1 protein-coding gene is annotated in these 268 nt (G+C 26.1%); it reads right to left on the bottom strand.

Translation table 11 applies throughout. The annotated features are described in order from the left end of the window. Positions 1 to 35: 35 nt before the first annotated feature. The coding region (locus Q4Q35_RS04230) for a hypothetical protein (protein WP_303276693.1) at positions 36 to 268 on the bottom strand (233 nt) is incomplete at its 5' end.

Raw genomic sequence — 268 nt, 5'->3', positions numbered from 1 at the left:
AACGTGAGTCTGTGTATTAACTTAGTTTTGTTGATTCAAATATATAAAAGTTGTTTTTGATTAATACTTAAGTTTAATCTTTTAGAAAAAAAGAGCTTAAAATGATTGTTTTTGACTGATAAATAACGGGATTTAGTTAAGAAATTGACTAAAATAGCTTTAATTTTATCTATCAAAGCTTCAAAACCGAAGATTGCTACTAATCTTTTCAGATTATAACAAGTAAAGACAAGATATACTTCACCAAGGACTTTTTCTTTGGTCTTGG

Source organism: Flavivirga aquimarina (genome assembly GCF_030540835.1).
Taxonomy (GTDB): domain Bacteria; phylum Bacteroidota; class Bacteroidia; order Flavobacteriales; family Flavobacteriaceae; genus Flavivirga; species Flavivirga aquimarina.
Note: the sequence above shows the minus strand (reverse complement) of the source record. Positions and strands in the feature narration are given on the sequence as shown.